Origin of the sequence: Psychrobacter sp. MF31 (assembly GCF_012847335.1) — a bacterium.
Classification (GTDB): domain Bacteria; phylum Pseudomonadota; class Gammaproteobacteria; order Pseudomonadales; family Moraxellaceae; genus Psychrobacter.
Window position 1 is genome coordinate 1 of the sequence record NZ_JABBDX010000016.1, and the last position, 3,531, is coordinate 3,531.

5 protein-coding genes and 1 pseudogene are annotated in these 3,531 nt (G+C 39.9%); 1 reads left to right on the forward strand and 5 read right to left on the reverse strand.

Translation table 11 applies throughout. The features are described from left to right. The 4 genes and pseudogenes from HF322_RS11480 to HF322_RS11495 all read right to left on the reverse strand — a co-directional run. Window positions 1-76: pseudogene (locus HF322_RS11480) on the reverse strand (resolvase); the annotation flags it as partial. A 135-nt stretch (window positions 77-211) separates the two neighbouring features. Next, window positions 212-508, reverse strand: coding sequence for a hypothetical protein (locus tag HF322_RS11485; protein ID WP_223193279.1), 297 nt, complete (start codon window positions 506-508; stop codon window positions 212-214). Continuing rightward, a complete protein-coding gene (locus HF322_RS11490) occupies window positions 495-782 on the reverse strand; it encodes a BrnT family toxin (RefSeq protein ID WP_169393569.1) in 288 nt (95 codons plus the stop codon). Before HF322_RS11490 ends, HF322_RS11485 begins: the two co-directional genes overlap by 14 nt. A 33-nt stretch (window positions 783-815) precedes the next feature. Beyond that, the gene (locus tag HF322_RS11495) at window positions 816-2,135 is read right to left on the reverse strand and encodes a RepB family plasmid replication initiator protein (RefSeq protein WP_169393570.1); all 1,320 of its coding nucleotides are present in this window, start codon (window positions 2,133-2,135) and stop codon (window positions 816-818) included. Between the two features lie 42 nt (window positions 2,136-2,177). Here HF322_RS11495 and HF322_RS11500 point away from each other — a divergent pair, with 42 nt between their 5' ends. After that, window positions 2,178-2,369: a hypothetical protein gene (locus HF322_RS11500; protein ID WP_169393571.1), complete on the forward strand. Its 192-nt coding sequence runs from the start codon at window positions 2,178-2,180 to the stop codon at window positions 2,367-2,369. A 581-nt stretch (window positions 2,370-2,950) separates the two neighbouring features. On the opposite strand, the gene HF322_RS11505 is transcribed toward HF322_RS11500, so the two are convergent. After that, window positions 2,951-3,343, reverse strand: coding sequence for a hypothetical protein (locus tag HF322_RS11505; RefSeq protein WP_169393572.1), 393 nt, complete (start codon window positions 3,341-3,343; stop codon window positions 2,951-2,953). Window positions 3,344-3,531 lie beyond the last annotated feature (188 nt).

The window sequence follows — 3,531 nt, forward strand, 5'->3', positions numbered from 1 at the left end:
AGTCCTGCGCGTCGGTGCTGACGCGCAGATAGACCCGCGCCACCATCGGCGCGGCTACTGGCTTCGTCCTGCGCATACTTGCGGGCTCCTTTGGGCATACCCCAAAAGAACCACTAAATTAGGCTAGAAATTAGCTATCTGAACCACTTAAAAAAGACCGTTATAAGAGAACTACTTATAACGGTCTTTTTGCTTCCCTGTCATAACTCAATTAATGATCGAGCAGATATTCTTCTAGCGCGTCATTAATCATATCTTGGTAGTTACCCCCAGTCTGTTTGGCTTTGTCCTTGAATTTAGCCACGATGCTTGGTCGAACTAAACACGCTTCGGCACTAAAAGCTTGGTTTGAAATACCGCCACGAACGGCATCTGACCAGTCGCTAACTTCTGGAATGTCTGACAAATCAATATCATCATCTGAAAGCGCCGCTAAATGCTTTAGGCTGTCTTGCTGTTTTTTCGTTAAAGGCGGCAAGTCATCAATAGAGTATCTAACCATGTTCATAAGATCTCCTTTCATGTTTGGTGGCACGTCGAGCCGAAATAATTCTTATAACCTCGCCGCCATCTATATCTCTTTGCGTATGAGCAACCAATAGTACAGTGGTGCCCTCTACCTCGCCAAGCGCTTGCCATCGTTCTTCACCATGCTCATATCTATCTTGACGGCGCAGGCAAAGCGGATCATGAAAGACGCGAGCGGCTACTTCAAATGATACGCCATGCTTTTGCTGATTGATGATGTTTTTTTGTTCATCCCACTCAAAGTCAATGCTCATCTCATCTCTCAATTCACAATACTAATAACGTATTTATTTCAAATACTTATTAAAATCTGTTTCAAAAAAATCTGCAGGTCTTGATCCTAACCCAAGCTTTAAATAGCTAATCTGTGCCTCACTCCCAACCTCATAACCTTTCACTGGATGATCCATCTGAAACTGTGGATGGGTGGCAAAAAACTCAATTTGCTCAGCGGTTAAGCCTTGTCTGTTGATAACTTTAGTTGTGTTTTTAGATACTTTCTTCTGACTTTGAGCTGGCTTTTTTGCGACTTTTGGTGGCTCGTCATCTTTTTTAAGGGCTAAAAATTCAGCCAGCATGTGGAACTTACCAACGTGTTCAGGATCTTGTAGCTGATCTTTAAAGCTCTCAAATGCATCGTAATAGCTGATATTTTTATCGCGCAGTAGGTGGGTATTTGCTTCTACAAACTGGTCTTTATAGATTGCAAGCTTTTTAATTTGAGCGTCGGATAGTCCTTTACGCTGCCAACTTGGCGTTTTTTCTGAATTGATAGGTTGGTGTTCAAACGTCGTAGGGTTTCTTATGGTAGCTTCTTTTAACGCTGACTTTTTAGGCTGAAATTTGATTTCTAAATCAGTAAATTTGCGTCCTGTTTTAAGCATTTTATAACTGACTTGATAAGGTGATTTTTCATTGATTTCATTAATAGCCGTATCAATGACTCGAACTTTTAAATCTTTTGTTGCTTTATATTTCGTACCTAAAGCTAGCATATATCGCAAGTCTTTCAACTTTATTTTTCTATAGCCAGTTGACTTATACTGCATCATAGCTTGGTACAATCTCATACTATATGAACTGCCGAAGCCAGCAACATCCTCTATATTAAATTGAGTAAAGTTTTTTCTAAGCTCAGATAAAAAAGGCACAATTCTTTCATTAAATACAAGCCTGACAATGACATTTTCATCGTCTACTGGCGGATTCAAACTATCGATAATATTATAAGCTTTAAGCAACTGAATATACTTACTATAATCTTCTGGATTTGGGTATTTAGCCCTTATTTTCTCTTCTGCATTTTTGTCGTAACGCAGTACTTCAGACAGCCAATGAAACTCAAGCTCACCGATCTCAGTGTTAATAAATAGCGATCTTTTCATCAAATCCTTTGAAGCAGATCTGATTTCTCTAGCTACATTATCTGGATGAACACCCAGTCTAATAAAATCATCTCTCGTTACATAATATGCTTGCTTAGCGTCTACAAAGGCTTCTTTAGGTATCTGAGCTATAGCCGACAGGATTAAACGTTGCTCATTCAACGATAAATCATAAGCTGCATTAATTACAGCATTATCCATAACAACTAAATCTTTACTCATATTTAAGCCTAAATATCTTCCCAATTAGGACAAAATATACCATTGTCCTACTTAGCCGTCAATCCGTCCTACTTAGCCGTCAATCCGTCCTACTTAGCCGTCAATCCGTCCTACTTAGCCGTCAATCCGTCCTACTTAGCCGTCAATCCGTCCTACTTAGCCGTCAATCCGTCCTACTTAGCCGTCAATCCGTCCTACTTAGTTTCGTCTAAGCCACGCCCTGTAAGCATTTGAGAGGGGTCTAAAAACTCTTTTAAAAACTATATAAAAATAATAAAAAAAGAGCCAATCGCAAAATTTAGCTTTTCAGCATAAATTTACTGGCAATTCAGCTCTTTTTTTTGAAAAACTTTTAAACGCCTTTTTTTTGAAATTTTAAGTTTGGTAAGAACCAATCACTGGCAATAGCTCTAGAAGCGCCACAGAAGCCCTAGAACAGGCTTGAAACTACACTTTGGTATGCAACTACCACAGCTACCTTTGAAACGCCTTACAGGGCACTACAACAGCAATCACGACAGAGGAAGCAAAACTTAGAGCATTTAATGGAAAATAGAAGAATATTCCGCGCGGCTGCCAAAGCGCAGTTTAAAAACGCTCAGAAAGCCTCTTAAAATGCCCGTAGCGCTTTTGAAAAGCAGTTTTTATGCTAGGGTAGCTAAAAGTTTCTGAAGCACCTTAAATCGCATTTTAGAGCGTTTTAGCCACATAGCAGATTTTACTAAAATTCTCATCACACCCAATTCAGTAAAATCTGCCATCATGACTCACCAACTGATTTCCTAACTAAGTACGCCGCCGCTGCTAAAATTGGCTTAAAATCTCAGCTCATTGTCCGTTTGGGTAAGCGGATCGCCATACAAATCCGCTTGTTTTGTTTCCTGCGGTTCGGATTTAGCCTCAGTTTTAGATTTAGGCGGCTTAAAATCACTATTTGTCACCTTCAATCCCTTCTCAATATTTTTTTGCAGATTGTCGGCAACATCTGCTAGCAAAGAGCGCTTGCTTTTCGCTTTGAGGTATTTAACGTTATTGAACTCGCTCAGAAATATTTCTTGCAGCACCTCCTGATTATTATCAGCCAATGCTTTAGCTAACCACTCCCCTAAGATCAGCTGAATCTCTGCTTTGTCTTTGTTCAGCTCATCCTGTAGCTCTTGAAGCCGTTTGCGCTTTTCTGCAAATAAATTATCATCCAAAATCGACATTGCTTTATCCTTTCTTAGCCAACTATGATAATCTGGATGCTAACCAAAATTAGCGATGGTGGCAAGTGTGCAAAAATCGCAATCGCGCATCAGTTCGCGGGATTGCAGATTTTTAACCCTCTGTTAAGAGCGAACTTAGGAGTTTTCAAACCAAAAGCACCACAAGGGTGACTATTTTTGGTTTGAAA